This window comes from Rhizobium acidisoli (assembly GCF_002531755.2).
GTDB classification, from domain to species: domain Bacteria; phylum Pseudomonadota; class Alphaproteobacteria; order Rhizobiales; family Rhizobiaceae; genus Rhizobium; species Rhizobium acidisoli.
The window spans coordinates 3,358,787-3,374,026 of the sequence record NZ_CP034998.1 but is presented as its reverse complement, the minus strand read 5'-3'; the positions used below and the strand labels follow the sequence as shown (position 1 = coordinate 3,374,026).

Annotated in this window: 16 protein-coding genes and 1 pseudogene; 3 read left to right on the top strand and 14 right to left on the bottom strand. The window is 60.7% G+C overall.

Going from position 1 to position 15,240, the window contains the following annotated elements; translation table 11 throughout:
- Nucleotide 1 precedes the first annotated feature (1 nt).
- From CO657_RS16580 to ruvC, 6 genes are all read right to left on the bottom strand, one after another.
- Entirely contained in the window at nt 2–904 is a 903-nt protein-coding gene (locus CO657_RS16580) for a metallophosphoesterase (RefSeq protein ID WP_054184903.1), read from the bottom strand.
- A complete protein-coding gene (gene ruvB, locus CO657_RS16575) occupies nt 905–1,945 on the bottom strand; it encodes a Holliday junction branch migration DNA helicase RuvB (RefSeq protein ID WP_003590318.1) in 1,041 nt (346 codons plus the stop codon). It lies immediately after the preceding gene.
- 82 nt (nt 1,946–2,027) lie between these two features.
- A complete protein-coding gene (gene ruvA, locus CO657_RS16570; protein WP_003590319.1) occupies nt 2,028–2,642 on the bottom strand; it encodes a Holliday junction branch migration protein RuvA in 615 nt (204 codons plus the stop codon).
- Between the two features lie 12 nt (nt 2,643–2,654).
- On the bottom strand, nt 2,655–3,068 hold the full coding sequence (locus tag CO657_RS16565; protein WP_054184902.1) for a type II toxin-antitoxin system VapC family toxin: 414 nt from the start codon (nt 3,066–3,068) through the stop codon (nt 2,655–2,657).
- Complete coding sequence (locus tag CO657_RS16560) at nt 3,068–3,319, bottom strand: AbrB/MazE/SpoVT family DNA-binding domain-containing protein (protein ID WP_003566365.1); 252 nt, start codon at nt 3,317–3,319, stop codon at nt 3,068–3,070. The genes CO657_RS16565 and CO657_RS16560 overlap by 1 nt, the downstream gene beginning before the upstream one ends.
- Nucleotides 3,320–3,376: 57 nt before the next feature.
- The gene (ruvC, locus tag CO657_RS16555) at nt 3,377–3,886 is read right to left on the bottom strand and encodes a crossover junction endodeoxyribonuclease RuvC (RefSeq protein ID WP_003590322.1); all 510 of its coding nucleotides are present in this window, start codon (nt 3,884–3,886) and stop codon (nt 3,377–3,379) included.
- Between the two features lie 245 nt (nt 3,887–4,131).
- Here ruvC and CO657_RS16550 point away from each other — a divergent pair, with 245 nt between their 5' ends.
- Nucleotides 4,132–6,447, top strand: coding sequence for a methyl-accepting chemotaxis protein (locus CO657_RS16550; RefSeq protein WP_054184901.1), 2,316 nt, complete (start codon nt 4,132–4,134; stop codon nt 6,445–6,447).
- A gap of 128 nt (nt 6,448–6,575) precedes the next feature.
- Nucleotides 6,576–7,577 carry an LLM class flavin-dependent oxidoreductase gene (locus CO657_RS16545; RefSeq protein ID WP_054184900.1) on the top strand — a complete coding sequence of 334 codons (1,002 nt, stop codon included), beginning with the start codon at nt 6,576–6,578 and terminating at the stop codon, nt 7,575–7,577.
- Between the two features lie 75 nt (nt 7,578–7,652).
- Here CO657_RS16545 and CO657_RS16540 read toward each other — a convergent pair whose 3' ends face one another.
- The gene (locus CO657_RS16540; RefSeq protein WP_054184899.1) at nt 7,653–8,399 is read right to left on the bottom strand and encodes a YebC/PmpR family DNA-binding transcriptional regulator; all 747 of its coding nucleotides are present in this window, start codon (nt 8,397–8,399) and stop codon (nt 7,653–7,655) included.
- A 139-nt stretch (nt 8,400–8,538) separates the two neighbouring features.
- On the opposite strand from CO657_RS16540, the gene CO657_RS16535 reads away from it, so the two are divergent.
- The gene (locus tag CO657_RS16535; RefSeq protein WP_012558848.1) at nt 8,539–9,042 is read left to right on the top strand and encodes a pyridoxamine 5'-phosphate oxidase family protein; all 504 of its coding nucleotides are present in this window, start codon (nt 8,539–8,541) and stop codon (nt 9,040–9,042) included.
- 35 nt (nt 9,043–9,077) lie between these two features.
- Here CO657_RS16535 and CO657_RS16530 read toward each other — a convergent pair.
- From CO657_RS16530 to CO657_RS16500, 7 genes and pseudogenes are all read right to left on the bottom strand, one after another.
- Nucleotides 9,078–9,922: pseudogene (locus tag CO657_RS16530) on the bottom strand (MBL fold metallo-hydrolase).
- Between the two features lie 108 nt (nt 9,923–10,030).
- A complete protein-coding gene (locus tag CO657_RS16525) occupies nt 10,031–10,915 on the bottom strand; it encodes an LAPAL motif-containing putative phage structural protein (RefSeq protein ID WP_128715562.1) in 885 nt (294 codons plus the stop codon).
- 187 nt (nt 10,916–11,102) lie between these two features.
- Entirely contained in the window at nt 11,103–11,927 is an 825-nt protein-coding gene (locus tag CO657_RS16520) for a TIGR00282 family metallophosphoesterase (RefSeq protein WP_054184896.1), read from the bottom strand.
- Nucleotides 11,928–11,930: 3 nt separating this feature from the next.
- Entirely contained in the window at nt 11,931–12,518 is a 588-nt protein-coding gene (locus tag CO657_RS16515) for a 5-formyltetrahydrofolate cyclo-ligase (protein ID WP_012558846.1), read from the bottom strand.
- Nucleotides 12,519–12,637: 119 nt separating this feature from the next.
- Nucleotides 12,638–13,345, bottom strand: a complete 708-nt coding sequence (locus tag CO657_RS16510; RefSeq protein ID WP_054184895.1) for a hypothetical protein — start codon at nt 13,343–13,345, stop codon at nt 12,638–12,640.
- A gap of 54 nt (nt 13,346–13,399) precedes the next feature.
- Nucleotides 13,400–14,317 (bottom strand): NAD-dependent epimerase/dehydratase family protein, encoded by a 918-nt coding sequence (locus tag CO657_RS16505; protein ID WP_054184894.1) that lies wholly within the window; start codon nt 14,315–14,317, stop codon nt 13,400–13,402.
- Nucleotides 14,314–15,138 (bottom strand): glycosyltransferase, encoded by an 825-nt coding sequence (locus tag CO657_RS16500; RefSeq protein WP_054184893.1) that lies wholly within the window; start codon nt 15,136–15,138, stop codon nt 14,314–14,316. Before CO657_RS16500 ends, CO657_RS16505 begins: the two co-directional genes overlap by 4 nt.
- Nucleotides 15,139–15,240: the final 102 nt, after the last annotated feature.

The following is a 15,240-nucleotide window of genomic DNA, read 5'->3' as shown; positions in this document are numbered from 1 at the left end:
TCTATCCGAGATCGATCACGACAATTTCCGGCGGTACGCCGAAGCGCACCGGTGCGATGGAGCAGCCGAGGCCGCCTGAGACGATGATATTGCGCCCCTCCTCGACAATATGGCCATAGGCGTAACGATTGCCGTAACGCGAGGGGACGATCGGCGAACGGCCGAGGAAGCGGATCTGTCCGCCATGGGTGTGACCGGATAGCGTCAGCGACACCCGTTCGGGCACGCGCGGAAAGATGTCGGGCTCATGGGCAAGCAGGATGACGGGCGCATCGTCGGTCACTTGAGCCAGCGTTCCCTCGAGATCGTCGAGGCCGAGCATGCGGGTGCGGCCCCATTTCCTTCCGGGCAGCAACGCCAGCTGATCTTCGAGGCCTGCGAGCCAGAAACCGCGGCCATCCTTTTCGAGCCGGACGGCGCGGTTGCCGTAGACAGGGATACCGACATCGGCAAGCGCGCGGTGCCCGAATGTTTCCATTCCGCCGTTCTTCTGGGCGGTCCTGTCCTCCCACCAATCGTGGTTGCCCATGATCGCATGGACGCCGAGAGGGGCCTTGAGGGTGGCGAGCGCCTTCGACCATTGGCTCGAATGCACATATTGCGTCACCATGTTCATGCCGGCGGCGTAATCGCCGAGCAGGACGGTGACATCGCCTTCGAGCTCGTTGGCCCTGTGGCAGATTGCGGCAATGCGGCTTGCCGACATCCAGGGTTCGCAGGCGTGGATATCGGCGAGCGCGACGACGCGGAGCTTCAGCCCTGGTGTCCATCCCGGCGGCGTCAGCCGGTAGCGGGCGATGCCGAGCCGCGCCAGCGGTTCATAAGCGAAGGCGTAACCACCAAGCGACATGACGCCTGCAATGCCGCCGCCAAGAACCTTGAAGAATCCGCGGCGGGTGATCACTCAGTTGTCCTCCTGGAACAGCCGGAACTGCGCAGCCTCCATTTCCTTGGGCGGTTGCATTCCGAGATGTTTCCACGCGATTGCGGTCAGAACACGGCCGCGCGGCGTGCGCTGAATGAAACCCTGTTGGATCATATAGGGCTCGATGATGTCCTCGATCGCGTCACGCGGCTCGGAAAGGCCGGCGGCGATGGTTTCGATGCCGACCGGGCCGCCGCCGAAATTGACGGCGATCATGTTGAGGTAACGTTTGTCGAGCTGGTCGAAGCCGACATTGTCGACCAGCAAGCGGGTCAGCGCCTCGTCTGCGATCTCACGCGTCACCGCCTCTGCCCTTGCCACCTCGGCGAAGTCGCGCACGCGCCGTAGCAGCCGGCCGGCGATGCGCGGCGTGCCGCGGGCGCGTCTTGCTATTTCGCGGGCGCCCTCTTCGGTTATCGGCAGGTTCATCAGCCGCGCGCCGCGGCGCACGATCAATTCCAGCTCCTCGACGGTATAGAAGCTCAGGCGCACCGGGATGCCGAAACGGTCGCGCAGCGGCGTCGTCAGCAGGCCGAGGCGGGTGGTCGCCGCCACCAGGGTGAATTTCGACAGATCGATTTTCACCGAGCGGGCGGCGGGGCCTTCTCCGATGATCAGGTCGAGCTGGAAATCTTCCATGGCCGGATAGAGAATTTCCTCGACAGCCGGGTTGAGGCGATGGATCTCGTCGATGAAGAGCACGTCGCGCTCTTCGAGATTGGTCAGCAGCGCGGCGAGATCGCCGGCCTTGGCAATCACGGGACCTGACGTCGAGCGGAAATTGACGCCGAGTTCCTTCGCCATGATCTGCGCCAACGTCGTCTTGCCGAGGCCGGGCGGGCCGACGAATAGCACATGGTCCAGCGCCTCGCCGCGGTTCTTCGCTGCCTCGATGAAGACCTTGAGATTGGCGCGCGCTTCGGCCTGGCCGGTGAATTCGTCCAGCGATTGCGGGCGCAGGGTGATGTCGAGATCTTCGCCCCGCTTTTCCGGCGATATCAGGCGGGCGGGTTCGCTCATGCTCTCATTCCGTTTTGAAACCTGTCACAGCAATACACCAAAAATCGGCCGCCTCGACATCCAATCATCGATTTTCCTGGCTTCACCGCGCCAGTTCTTTCAAGCCCAGCCTGATCAGCTTGGCGCTATCGGCGTCGTCGCCGGCCGTCTTCATCGCCGCGGCAACGGCATTTGCGGCCTGGTCTCTGCTGTAGCCGAGGTTGGTCAGTGCGGAAACCGCGTCGGCCACGGGTGCGGCCGCGACACCTTCGCCGAGCTCTTGCTTGAGGGCGATATTGATCGCTTCCCCGGCAAAGGCCGGCGCCCGGTTCTTGAGTTCGGTGACGAGACGCATGGCCACTTTCGGGCCGACGCCCGGCGCGCGGGAGACGGCGGCGCGGTCCTGCAGGGCGATCGCATTGGCGAGTTCGCCCGGCGTCAGGGTCGAGAGCACGGCGAGCGCCACCTTGGCGCCGACGCCCTGGACGCTTTGCAGCAGATTGAACCATTCCCGCTCCAAGGCGGTCATGAAGCCGAACAGCTTCAACTGGTCCTCGCGCACATAGGTCTCGATGAACAGCACGCAGGCCTCACCGGCCGAGCCGAGCTTGGACAGGGTGCGGGCCGAGCAATGGGCGACGTAGCAGACGCCGTGCACATCGACGAGCACGTAATCTTCGCCGATCTCGTCTATGGTGCCTTTCAGCTTGCCGATCATGGGCGCGGTCTCTCAAGGGTGGGTTTCGGGCGTGATAAGTTCAACGGAGGGGAAATAAGATCGGTATCCGCTCGGGTCGCGGGTCAAAATCTTGTAGCCCCTTATCGCCGCATGGGCGCCGATAAAGAAGTTAGGTAATATCTGTTCGCGTCCGCCGCCGGCGCGACGGTAAAGCCGGAAGGCTTGAGCCGCGGCGAAGGCAGCCGGCCAAGGCAGGTTCTCGCGGCGGAATTCATCCTGCGGAAGCAGTTGGTCGACTTCATCCATATCGTCGTAGCGAACGGAAAATTCGGAATAGATGATCGGATTTATGAGGACTGGCCCATCTTTGAAGACGTCGAGCATTTTCCGACGCGACCAACCGTGCCAGTCCGAACCGGCCACAGCCAGATCGACGAGTATATTTGTATCGACAAGCGTCGCCATCAGCGATCACGGGTCATCGACATGAGGTCTTCGGCATCGATCGCCTGATCGCCGGTTCCTTCGAGCCGACGGATCGTCTGCAGGAAACGGTCCAGCCGGCCCCGATCCTCGATCTCCTGCTTGCCGTTCTTCGGCGAGAGAACGAGCTTGCCGTTCTCGATCGAGAAGATGACTTCGCTGTTGGCCTCGATGCCCGCAAGCTCTCTGAGATCGCGAGGAATGGTGACCTGGCCTTTGGACGTGACGCGCATCTTGCCGCTCCTTCGAAGTAAGAATTATCCTTACTGTTGGAACAAGTCAAGAACGGATTAGCCGGCCAGCGCTTCCCGCATTCGGTTGCTGCCGCGGTTGTGGGCATGGCAAATGGCGATCGCCAAAGCGTCGGCGGCATCGTCGCCCTTGAATTCGACCTTCGGCATCAGGATCTTCAACATCATGTGGATCTGGTGCTTTTCGCCGTGGCCGACGCCGATGACGGCCTTCTTCACGGCGTTCGGAGCATATTCGGAGACCCGTAGTCCGGCGCGCGCCGGCACCAGCATGGCGATGCCGCGAGCCTGGCCAAGCTTCAGGGTCGCCACCGCATCCTTGTTGACGAAGGTCTGTTCGACGGCGGCTTCATCCGGCTTGTAAGTGTGGACGACCTCCGCCAAGCCGTCATGCAGCTGGCAGAGGCGGGAGGCAAGGTCCATGTCCCCATCGGAGGTCACGGTGCCGGAGGCGACAAAGCGCAGGGAATTGCCAAGTGTGTCGATGATTCCCCAGCCGGTGCGGCGAAGGCCGGGATCGATGCCGACGATGCGAATCGTATTTTGCATGGTTCAACCTATAGCGACTGCGAAATAACTGCCATCGATATGTGAACAAAACAAAAACATTCTCGGTTTTAAGTCGCTCCATTTACCGCGAATTAAAACAGATGCTTGAATTCTAGTGTCAAATACGAAGGGGGGCTCGTGTCGCAAGGAGATAAGCCCCCCGATGTTCTGTTTAAAAGATCGGTCGATCAGGCATGCGTTGCGTGCCCACGCCGGCAGGCGTGTTCAGAAGGGGTTCGTCGTACATGGCACAGAGATTTCAATCCCTGTCCTTCAAGGTCATTGCCACATTCATTCTGCTGACGGTGCTGTCGATCGCAGTGATCGACGTGCTTGCCTATTTCGCCAGCAGCCGGATCTCCGACGAGCAGGCGCTGAAAGCCAAGGAGAGCGTGCTGATCTTTCGCGGCGACATGCTGCAGGACCAACTGACGCAGCTTGAGAACCAGGCGACGTCGATTGCGCGCATCGAAGCGCTGCAGATGTCGATCACCAGCCTGAAAAGCGGTTGGAAGACGATCGAGAAGACCTCCGGCGATGCCCGGGCCGAGTTGAAGAAGGTTTTCATCTCCGGCAATCCCAACCCGGCGGATCAGCGCGAGAAACTGATGAAGCCGGAAGGGCCGAGCGGCTTTTATTATTCCAACCACGAAAAGACGCAGGGCGAAGTCGCCCGCGACCTCGCAGATACCGCCTTCAGCGATCTGCTGATCGCCGATCTCGACGGCACCGTCCTCTATTCCTACAAGAAGCAGGACGACTTCGCCGAGAATCTGAAGACGGATGCCTGGAAGGCAACCGGCGCCGGTATCGCTTTCGCCAAGGCAATCGAGAATACCGCCAAGGCGACGGATGATGCCGCACCGACAGGTTTTTCCGGCCTTCGCGTCGATGCCGCCAGCGGCAACTCGGGGATCTTCTATGCCGTGCCGATCGTCAAACTCGGCGCTGCCAAGGGTATCATCCTGTTCAAGGTGCGCGACGACATCGTCACCGGCATCCTTGCCAAAGGCATCGTCCAGGGCAGCACCGCGCGGGCGGCGATAGTTTCCAGCGATGGGTCGGCCATCGGGCTCGACGCGAATGGCAGGCTTGCAACCCTTGATGCGACACCCTTCACTTTCATCAAGGACGCGCTTGCCAGTTCGGCGATGACGGTTGCCGATTTCAGCCGAGCAGATGGGGTGGCCCGCGCCTATGTCCGCGGTATCGACTATCGCGGCGACCGGTTCCTCGTGGTCGAGAGCGTGCTCTTGAGCGAGCTCAATGCCGGTTCGATCGAGATCGCCACTTTGCTGACGATGTTCGGCATCGGCGTGCTTGTCGTCATGGCGATCGCCACCGGGCTTGTCACCAATTTCCTGTTCTCGCCGCTTGCGCGGCTTGCCGGTGTGACCCGCGACGTCGCCGACGGCAAGCTCGACAGCGAGATCGGCAGCCTGAACCGCAAGGATGAGATCGGCACGATGGCCAATGCGCTCGCCCGCTTCCGGCAGTCGCTGATCGAAAGCCGCGAACTCGAAGCCGCCAGCGAAGAGACGCGCCTGCAGGCCGAGCAGGATCGCCAGCAGAATTTGGCCGAGCGCGAGGCCGAGGCAAAGACCTTGCAGCAGGTGGTCGAGGCGATCGACGAAGGCCTGCATCATCTGGCCAGCGGCGATCTTGCCTATCAGATCGATACGCGCTTCCCGAACGAACTCGAAAGCCTGCGCATCAATTTCAACGAGGCGCTCGCGACGCTCAGCGAAACCATGACGGCCATCGGTGGAAACTCGATGGCGGTGCGCGCCGGCTCCGAGGAAATGCGTACCGGCGCCGACGAGCTTGCCGGGCGCACCGAGCGCCAGGCCGGCTCGATCACCGAGACGGCCAATGCGATCAGCGCCATCACCCAGTCCGTCCGGCGGCAGATCGAGCGGGCCGAACAGGCCGAGCGCATCGCCCGCGACGCCAAGAAGGAGACGACCGGCTCCGGCCAGATCATGCGCGAGACGATCGCGGCGATGGAGGCGATCCAGACCTCCTCGCGCCAGATCAACACGATCATCTCGGTCATCGACGACATCGCCTTCCAGACCAACTTGCTGGCGCTCAATGCCGGCGTCGAGGCAGCACGCGCCGGTGAATCGGGCAAGGGCTTCGCCGTCGTCGCCATGGAAGTGCGCGAACTCGCTCAGCGCTCGTCGAGCGCGGCCAAGGAGATCTCCAGCCTGCTGCAAAAATCGACGCATGAGGTCGAAAGCGGCGTGGCGCTTGTGGAAAGGGCTGGCGTAGCGCTGACCGGCATCGGCGCCCATGTCGAGGCAATCAACGGGCAGATCCACGACATCATGGGTGCGACCCGCGAAGAGGCCGATACGCTGCGGGAGATCAACAGCGCTGTGGCCGAACTCGACGCGATGACGCAGCAGAATGCCTCGATGGTCGAGGAAACGACGGAAGCGATCCACCGGCTGGCGACGGAAGCCTTGGAAATGGATCGCCAACTCGGCAATTTCACGCTGCCCCCTGGCCACCACCAGCCCAGCGCCGAGGTGCATGTGCTGCGCCGTCACCGGTAGCCGCCATCTTGCAGAATTGCAAAAAGGGTCGCGTTGGCGCGGCCCTTTTTCTTTGCACGCTCGGTTTGGAATGGTGCGGGCGCGAACCTACATAGGCTGCATCCTTCAACTGGCCGACAGGTTTCCCAATGGTTCCCTTCTCCATACTCGACCTTTCTCCCGTTGCCGAAGGCAGCAGCGTGCGACAGTCGCTCGAGAGTTCGGCGCGGATGGCCCGCAAGGCCGAGGAATTCGGTTACAAGCGCTTCTGGCTCGCCGAACATCACGGCATGCCGGGGATCGCCAGTGCGGCCACATCAGTCGTCATCGGTCATGTCGGCGCCGCCACCAAGCGCATCCGCATCGGTTCCGGCGGCATCATGCTGCCCAATCATTCGCCGCTCGTCATCGCCGAGCAGTTCGGCACGCTCGAGGCGCTCTTCCCCGGCCGGGTGGATCTCGGCCTCGGGCGCGCGCCGGGAACGGATATGCGCACGGCACAGGCGCTGCGGCGCAACCTTGAGGCCGGCGCCAACAGCTTTCCGAACGATGTGGTGGAGTTGCAGCAACTGCTCGGCACGCCGGTCGAGAACCAGGCGATCCTCGCGGTTCCCGGCAATTCATCCCATATCCCCATCTGGCTGCTTGGCTCCAGCCTCTACAGCGCCCAGCTTGCCGCGATGCTTGGGCTCCCCTATGCCTTCGCCTCGCATTTCGCGCCCGACATGCTGCTCGACGCGATCGCGATCTACCGCGACCGCTTCCAGCCTTCGGCGACGCTCGACAAGCCCTATGTGATGGTCGGCGTCATGGGCTCGGTGGCGGCGACGGATGAGGAGGCGCGCTATCATTTCACCTCCGCCGAGCAGCAATTCGTCAACTTGCGCCGCAATGTCCGCGGCCCGTTCCCGCGTCCGCTGGCCGATATGGAGGGGTTCTGGTCGCCGATGGAGAAGATGAATGTCGAACACACCCTGCGTTACGCCGTGGTCGGGTCGCCGACGACGGCGGAGGCGAAACTGACGGCGTTTCTCAAGGACACACAGGCCGACGAGGTAATCATCTCCATGCCGATCCATGATATCGAGACGCGGCTGAGATCGGTGGAACTGTTCGCGGGCCTCGGAAACTTCATGCGGGTGGCGGCATAGGTTGGCAATGCGCTGCTAGGCACAAAAAACCCGGCGTCACGGCCGGGTTTTCCATGGAAGATCGTTTTAAGAGAATTAGGCCGAGAGCTTGGCCAGGACTTCTTCCGAAACCTCGAAGTTGGAATAGACGTTCTGCACGTCGTCATCGTCTTCCAGGCTGTCGATGAGCTTCATCAGCGACTGGGCTTTTTCTTCGTCCACCGGCACATTGTTCTGGGCGCGCCAGACGGCCTTGACGGTTTCGGCTTCGCCGAGGTCGAATTCCAGCGCTTTCGAGACTTCACCGAGGGCTTCGAAGGCGCAGGTGATGTAGTGGCCCTCTTCATCTGTCTCGACGTCGTCGGCGCCGGCTTCGATCGCGGCTTCCATCACCTTGTCGGCGTCGCCGACGGAAAGCTTGTAGGTGATTTCGCCGACATGGTCGAAGGAGAAGGAAACGGAACCGGTTTCACCGAGAGCGCCGCCGGCCTTGGTGAAGATCGAGCGGACGTTGGAGGCGGTGCGGTTGCGATTGTCGGTCAGGGCTTCGACGATGATCGCCGTGCCACCGGGACCGTACCCCTCATAGCGGACTTCGTCATAGTTTTCGCCGTCGGCGCCGGCTGCCTTCTTGATGGCGCGGTCGATGTTGTCCTTCGGCATGGACTGGGCCTTGGCATTCTGGATCGCCAGGCGAAGACGGGCGTTCATCATCGGGTCGGGCAGGCCGGCCTTGGCGGCTACGGTAATTTCGCGCGCAAGCTTGGAGAACATTTTCGACCGCACGGCATCCTGACGGCCCTTGCGGTGCATGATGTTTTTAAACTGTGAATGGCCAGCCATGGCACCCCTGTTCACGTCTCATTATTCGGAATGGGCCGCCTTATAAGAGCGAAACCGCACCCTTTCAAGGAAAAAGCAGTTTGGAACAAAGGTGAGGGGATGGCGTTTCAAGAACTCCATCCAACGGAAAGGAACGGTCATGGCAAGTCTCAGCGATGCGCAGGAACAGCCAGCACGTCAGCTCTGGGATCAGGTCAACGATGTTCATGCCGGCATGCTCGGAATTTCCGGGCTCGATATGCACATGCAGCCGATGGCGCCGCATGCCGATCCCACCACCAATACGATCTGGTTCTACACCAAGACCGATGCCGACATCGTGCGCGCCATCAAGCCCGGCAGCCGCGCGCATTTCTGCGTCATCGGCAAGGATCACGACTATCACGCCTGCCTTGCCGGGGTGATCGACGTGCGTCCCGACCCTGCCAAGATCGAGGAATATTGGAGTTCTATCGTCGCTGCCTGGTATGACGGCGGCAAGAAGGACCCCAAACTCACCATGCTCGCTTTGCATGTCGACGATGCCGAAATCTGGGTCTCGACGGGCAATAAGCTGAAATTCGGCTGGGAGATCGCCAAGGCCAATCTCGATGACGACAAGGTGCCTGATGTCGGCATCAAACGTCACCTGCAATTTGCCTGACCCGCCAAAGCCCGGAGGCAAAACCGCCGGGCTTTTTACTGTACGCCCTTCAGCACATAGATCAGCGGCTTTTTCGGCAGAGTGCGCATGGAGACGGTGATGCTGTCATCGGGCGCATTGGCGACGTCGAAATCCTTGCCAAACATCGAGACGAAGGCTTCCACCGGCGGGCCGCGCCTGTGCATCGGCAGGATCAGCGACGAGCGTAGCCGCTTGATGACGCGGCTCATGCTGTCGGCGCCCATGGTCAGGCCGCCATCGACGGGAACCATGACGACGTCGAGGCGGCCGATCTCGCTATAGTGGGCATCCGTCAGTTCGTAGTGCAGGTGGCCGAGATGGCCGATGCAGAGACCGGCAATCTCGAAAATGAAGATCGAATTGCCGTTTTCTTGTGAGCCGCCAAGGCCGTAGCTGAAGCGGATATCCGTCGGAACGTTGCGGATATAAGCATCGCCGACGACGAGATCGACATCGGCTTTTTCACCTGGAACGTCGCTCCATCCATGCAGCACATGCTTGATCGCAGGATCGGGCGTCAACGTATAATGGGTCGGGTGCGCCTTATTCATGGTCACGACATCGGGCATCGTCGCCGGCCTGTACCAGCCATTATAGTCTGTGGCGATGACGATGCCGCCAGGGCTCTCGATCTCGAAGGTGGAATGGCCGAGGAAGGTGAATTTGACGTCTTCGCCCTCAGACACGGCAGGCGTCAGCGGTGCGTCGTTGGAAAAGCTGGCGAAGGTGACGTTCGGGACATTCTCAGCGATCGCCTGGCACTGGCTGGTGGGCTTGCGCTGTTCCTGCCCCCGGCAGGGCTTGAGGCGGCGAAGGTCGCAAGGCATGCGATCGCGAGGACAAGTTGTTGCGGCTTCATGCCACCCCTCCGGCGCTTTCACGTGAAGGCCGGAGAATGCGGCAAGAGGTCGCAGCGGTCCAGACTGGGGATGCTCACAATTGCGTGTGGGAGATGTATATAATTCTATTATTTAAATAGGTCGGAAGGCGGCTCATCCGGCTTAATTACAGCCATAACTTTGATGATCTCTTCGGTTGCATCAAGGAGCTTGCCGCGTTCGTCATATTTTGCGGTGTGCTTCATTCGCACTCGGAGCGCATCGCCTGGGCTGAGCGGATGTTGGCCTCTATGAAATTCCTCAAGCCACGCTTTATCGATGATCGGCGCACTGAAGGAGCGCTTTCCGTGTTTGAATTGCCATTGGCTTTTCCCGAGAAGATCGGGCTTTCTAATCACGAGCACCATATCTACTGTGTTCGAAAGCTCCTGATCGCTTTCGAGATCTTGTAAGTGCTCTGACGGCAGCCAGATTCTGCCGAGGTTCACGCTGTAATCAGTTTTGTCGAGAGTGATTGTCAAAGCTTCCCCCTCTCGAAATTTTTCTTTTGTCCTTTGAATCTCATCGAGGCTTTGCGCTAAGCGTGCTGGGTTTATAGCGGGATAGTCCGGCAAATGTCGAACGTCTGTTTCCTCTGCTAGACGTCGAATGGTTTCTGTTAGATCTTCAATGCCCGCAGGCTGATCATCCTGCACATCGCGATCCAGCCATTTTAGGGAAATATATTTTGCCTTTACCAAGTATTGGCCAATCAACGGCTTCCAATCAAGTGTCTTAAGCGCGTCATCATTGAGTTGCTTGAGGACGTTTCGAAGGAATATCCGTAGGCTCGATTTTTGAACATCCTCAAGAATAAGGCTAGTTGACATTGAGGAGTCAACTGACGTTATAAGAACACTGTCCAAATCTTCAAAGGCTCTGATAAGGTCTGCTGCTATTTCGAACACACGGGCGGAAGATCCATCGCCCTCTTTGAAATCTATCTTGATTTCAATGTCGCTATCAGGTTCCACGAAGTCGTCCCCTAAACTGACTATTATTCCATTGGACAAGGGGCATCCTAAGCGTGAAGTGCAAAGATTGCGCTAACGCACAATGTGTGGTTGTTTTTGCTTGTGGTTCTTTGTTCTCTATATGTTCTCATATTGACTCTATAAGTCAAGCTCCGATGTATTTGTCTCTTGATTTGCTCCTGGCGCGCTACCGCCAGAACTCCGGAACCGTCTCGGCCAGCCGCGGTCCGAGCCGGAGCGGTGCTATCTTTTCAGCCAGTCCCGTCGCATCGGAAATCTCCACGCCGACGCCGCAGATCGTCGCCGGTCCGCTGGCTGCTTCCATGCGGCCCTTCGGCATCTTGGAGATGAAGCGGTTGAGCGGTTCTTCCTTGTCCATGCCGAGGGAGGAATCGTAGTCGCCGCACATGCCGGCATCCGACATATAGGCGGTGCCGCCGTTCAGAATCTGTGCGTCGGCCGTCGGCACATGCGTGTGGGTGCCGACGACGAAACTGGCGCGGCCGTCGACGAAATGGCCGAAGCACTGCTTCTCGCTGGTCGCTTCCGCATGGAAATCGAAGATGATCGCATCGGCCTGTTCCTTCAGCGGGCAGGCGTCGAGGATCACTTCCGCCGATTTGAACGGGTCGTCGAGTTCCGGATGCATGAAGACCCGGCCCATGACATTGGCGACGAGCACGCGTGCGCCGTTCCTGGCATAGAAAAGGCCGGAGCCGCGGCCGGGCGTGCCTTGCGGATAGTTGGCCGGCCGCAGGAATTGATCGTGGCGCCCGGCAAAAGCCACGGCCTCCTTCTGGTCCCAGACGTGATTGCCCGTCGTCACCACGTCGGCGCCGGCATTGATCGTTTCCAGAAAGATGTCCTCGGTGATGCCGAAGCCGCCGGCGGCATTCTCGCCGTTGACGATGACGAAATCGAGCTTGAGGTCGGAGATCAGGCCGGGAAGGCGGTCCCAGACCGCCGTGCGTCCCGTCTTGCCGACCATGTCACCCAGAAAAAGCAGCCGCATTCCCTATCCAATCCAAGAGGCAAAAAAGCGAAGGCCGCTTTCTGTCAGGATGGCATCCAGGCTTATGTCATGCGGCTCGTCGGGCACATGTGCCACTTCCTGGCAGTCGAATGCAATGCCGATCAGCTTCGGATGCAGGCCTTTTTGCCTCAGCCGGCTGATGGCGCGGTCGTAATGGCCGGCGCCGTAGCCGATGCGGTGGCCGCGGGCATCGAAAGCTGAAAGCGGTACCAGCATGATTTCGGGATCGAGAATGGCGGCATCCGCCGCAGGGCCGACCGTGCCGAAACCGGTATCGACAAGCGGCGCACCCTCCGCCAACTCACGAAAGACGATGGTCTGCCGGTCGAGGATCGCCGGCACGCAGAGCCGCGCACCGCGAACGGCAAAGCGCGCCATCAGCGGCCTGAGATCCGCTTCCGAACGGATCGGCAGGAAGCCGGAGACAATTGTGCCCAGCGCAAAGCCAACCGCCTCGCCGGCATGATCGGCCATCGCAAGGCTTTTGGAGGCGCGGTTCTCGGGAGACATGGCGTCGCGTGCCGACAGTCGTTCGTTGCGCAGCTGCGCTTTCAGGTCTTTCACGGTCATTCGATCCGCCGGATAAGGAAAAGGTCGAGCGAGCATAGACGGCTGGGTGTCCGATGCAAATATCGGATGCGACGACGCTGCGGCCGTTTCACGCCCTGTCGCGGGGATGCGGCCGAAGGTCAGACGACGATGCTTGTGGGTATTGTCGTGGTGGCGATGGAGAAGGCTGCCATATCAGGAACGGCGTTCGCCCCGGCCTGCCTGTTCTGCTGCCGCAGATCGTGCATCGCCTTTTCGAGCAATTGCTTGAGTTCGCGCACGACCGCCTTGAATTCTTCCATGGTTTCTCGATCATCGGCCGAGATGCCCGAGAATTGTGGGGCGTCCTCGGCCACACTCTGATAGGCCTTGCGGGCGTTGGCGGCGTCGTCCGGCTCTTGCGAGCTGGTCTCTTCGTCCGCGGTTTTTCCTGAGGCATCCGCCGGCGCAGCCTCAGTCCCGCTCGTTGCGGCGGCCGCTGCATCCGTGGTTGCGTCCACCGAAGCTCCTGCTGCCGTGCTGCCGGTCGCGACTGATGATGCGAATTCGGAGGCGGCGGTGCCGAGCTTGCGGGCCAGTTCAGCGGCCAGACGGGCGACCACCTCGGGCGGCATGTTGGAGCTGCGCAGCATCTCCAATTGTTGCTTTGCCTCTTCGAGCTTGCGTTCTGCCTTCGTCTTGGCTTCGTCCCCGGAATTCGCCAGAGTCTGCCGCATCTGTTGCAGCGTCTGGGTGCTGCGCTGCAGCTTCAGCACACCCTGATCGGTCTCAATTCCGGCAGCAGAGATGACCGTTGCTGAAGACGTGCCGCGCAAGATGTTGGAGGCAGAGGTGGTTGCGACCTGCATGGACAATTCCCGACAGTCCGGGTCCCCGATTGCAATTCGGCGCATTCTGCAACGTCAGACTTGCGTGGACCTGTGTTCGGGGGCCGCCGGCAGCGTCGCGGCGAGCCGTTGCATCGTTTTCTCGAACAGCGGGGCTCCGCCCGGCATCCAGCCGAGCGCGCGGATTTTCGCTGTGCTCATGGGATTGACCGCCGCCCTGTCGGCGGGCGGGGGCAGCACGTGCCGACAGCCGGTCCCGCGCCGGATGGGCGAAAGGATATCGCGCGTATCGACTGATATGTCTGAGACGTTGAAGACCTCGCCGGAGATGCGGGTGCTTTCCGTCTCCAGCATCAGCCGTACCGCACGCCCGAGGTCGTGGCCGTGAACTTCCGTCCCCACACGCGAAACAACCGGCCGGCCGGCGAGGTAATCGGCGATGAGGCCGTCCCATTTGTTCGGCGAGAGGTCGCCATAGATGCCGGTCGCCCTCAGGCTTACGCCGGCAAAACCCGGGGTGGAGAGGTGGACAAGCGCGCGTTCGGCATCCAGCTTCGCCTGGCCGTAGAGCGTTTCCGGCTTGGCCAGCATCGTTTCCGCGAGCTCGGTTCCCTCGGGATGTTCGCCATAGGCAGCGCGGCTGGAGAGGAAGATGCAGCGGCGCGTGCCGGCGCGTTTGGCGGCTTCGAAAAGCCGGACGGTGCCGTCGAGGTTCAACCTGTGGAAGGTCTTCGGATCATCGCCTTCGCCGCCGCGATATTTGCCCGGAATATGGTTGAAGGCGGCGTGGACGAAGAAATAGGCGTCGTCGAAAATGTCGATCTGATCCTTATCGGGATCGAGCGAAAGTGCTGCGAATTCGACCGGGCGGGAGAAAAGGCGGGGTGGCGGCGCACGGCGCCCGCCGACGATCACCTGATAACCGGCGCTCAGAAGTTCCTCGACGACATAGCGGCCGACGAGACCCGTTCCGCCGGATACCAATACCTTCATGCTGCTCCTTCCGGATTGGCCAGCGCCGCAATCTCGGGCACATCGCCGCCATCGTGGAAACGGTGCCACAAATCGATCAAAGGTTGTAGCCGTGCCGCCTTCGGATGATCCTTTTCCCACGGTTTTTCATACTGGTAGTGCAGGATCGAAACGCTCTTCCAGTCCCAAAGCTCCGGCATGGTGAACCATACATATTGCAGCATGTTGAAATAAACCGGCAGGCCGTGCCAATCCGGGAAGAACGTCTCAAGAAAGGTCTGGTCGGTGCGCCGCCAGAAGGTCTCCGGCCTGTTGAGCCTTTCGAGCATGTGCCGGAACGTGTCTTGCGAGGGTGTAGCGACGAAGACGCCGGAATTCATGCGGCGGAAGTCGGCAAGGCTTTCATAGACATTGGGGGCAGCGGAAAACTCCGGATAGAGGAAAAGCCGGTCGACGTTTTTCAGCACGAGGGCATCGGCGTCGATGAAGACGCAGCGCTCGTATTCGACGAGCTGCCAGAGCCTGAGCTTGCAGAAATTGTCGAGCGGCGAGTGAAAATCCGGCTTGCGACCCTTGGTGAAGGGGGCGGCCGAATGGAGTTGGCCGCGGGCGTGGCGCTCGTTGAAGGCGGCAGACAGTGGCAGGTGCTCGACCTCGATCAGGCGGCAGCCGAGGGTCGTCAGCGGCGTTAGGGCGGCTGCATCGACGCCGCCGGTGTGGAGGATGACGATGTCGGCGCTAGTGCCCGTCCGCCTCAGGGAGTGGACGAGGGCGGTGGCACCCATGGCGTAGTCGGCATTGGTGACGAGGGTGACGTAGGCGAATACGGACGAGCGGTTCATCGTGTTCGACTGCCTCGATATGTCTCTTCTCCCCAGCGGGGAGAAGGTGCCGGCAGGCGGATGAGGGGGCGAGCGCCGACAGGAGCGAGTGCGCTGAGCGCG

Bases quoted from the DNA above. Each gene is read 5' to 3' on its own strand.
- ruvB (WP_003590318.1), bottom strand. From the start codon at position 1,945: ATGAGCGAACCCGCCCGCCTGATATCGCCGGAAAAGCGGGGCGAAGAT.
- ruvA (WP_003590319.1), bottom strand. From the start codon at position 2,642: ATGATCGGCAAGCTGAAAGGCACCATAGACGAGATCGGCGAAGATTAC.
- CO657_RS16565 (WP_054184902.1), bottom strand. From the start codon at position 3,068: ATGGCGACGCTTGTCGATACAAATATACTCGTCGATCTGGCTGTGGCC.
- CO657_RS16560 (WP_003566365.1), bottom strand. From the start codon at position 3,319: ATGCGCGTCACGTCCAAAGGCCAGGTCACCATTCCTCGCGATCTCAGA.
- ruvC (WP_003590322.1), bottom strand. From the start codon at position 3,886: ATGCAAAATACGATTCGCATCGTCGGCATCGATCCCGGCCTTCGCCGC.
- CO657_RS16550 (WP_054184901.1), top strand. From the start codon at position 4,132: ATGGCACAGAGATTTCAATCCCTGTCCTTCAAGGTCATTGCCACATTC.
- CO657_RS16545 (WP_054184900.1), top strand. From the start codon at position 6,576: ATGGTTCCCTTCTCCATACTCGACCTTTCTCCCGTTGCCGAAGGCAGC.
- CO657_RS16540 (WP_054184899.1), bottom strand. From the start codon at position 8,399: ATGGCTGGCCATTCACAGTTTAAAAACATCATGCACCGCAAGGGCCGT.
- CO657_RS16535 (WP_012558848.1), top strand. From the start codon at position 8,539: ATGGCAAGTCTCAGCGATGCGCAGGAACAGCCAGCACGTCAGCTCTGG.
- CO657_RS16520 (WP_054184896.1), bottom strand. From the start codon at position 11,927: ATGCGGCTGCTTTTTCTGGGTGACATGGTCGGCAAGACGGGACGCACG.
- CO657_RS16515 (WP_012558846.1), bottom strand. From the start codon at position 12,518: ATGACCGTGAAAGACCTGAAAGCGCAGCTGCGCAACGAACGACTGTCG.
- CO657_RS16510 (WP_054184895.1), bottom strand. From the start codon at position 13,345: ATGCAGGTCGCAACCACCTCTGCCTCCAACATCTTGCGCGGCACGTCT.
- CO657_RS16505 (WP_054184894.1), bottom strand. From the start codon at position 14,317: ATGAAGGTATTGGTATCCGGCGGAACGGGTCTCGTCGGCCGCTATGTC.
- CO657_RS16500 (WP_054184893.1), bottom strand. From the start codon at position 15,138: ATGAACCGCTCGTCCGTATTCGCCTACGTCACCCTCGTCACCAATGCC.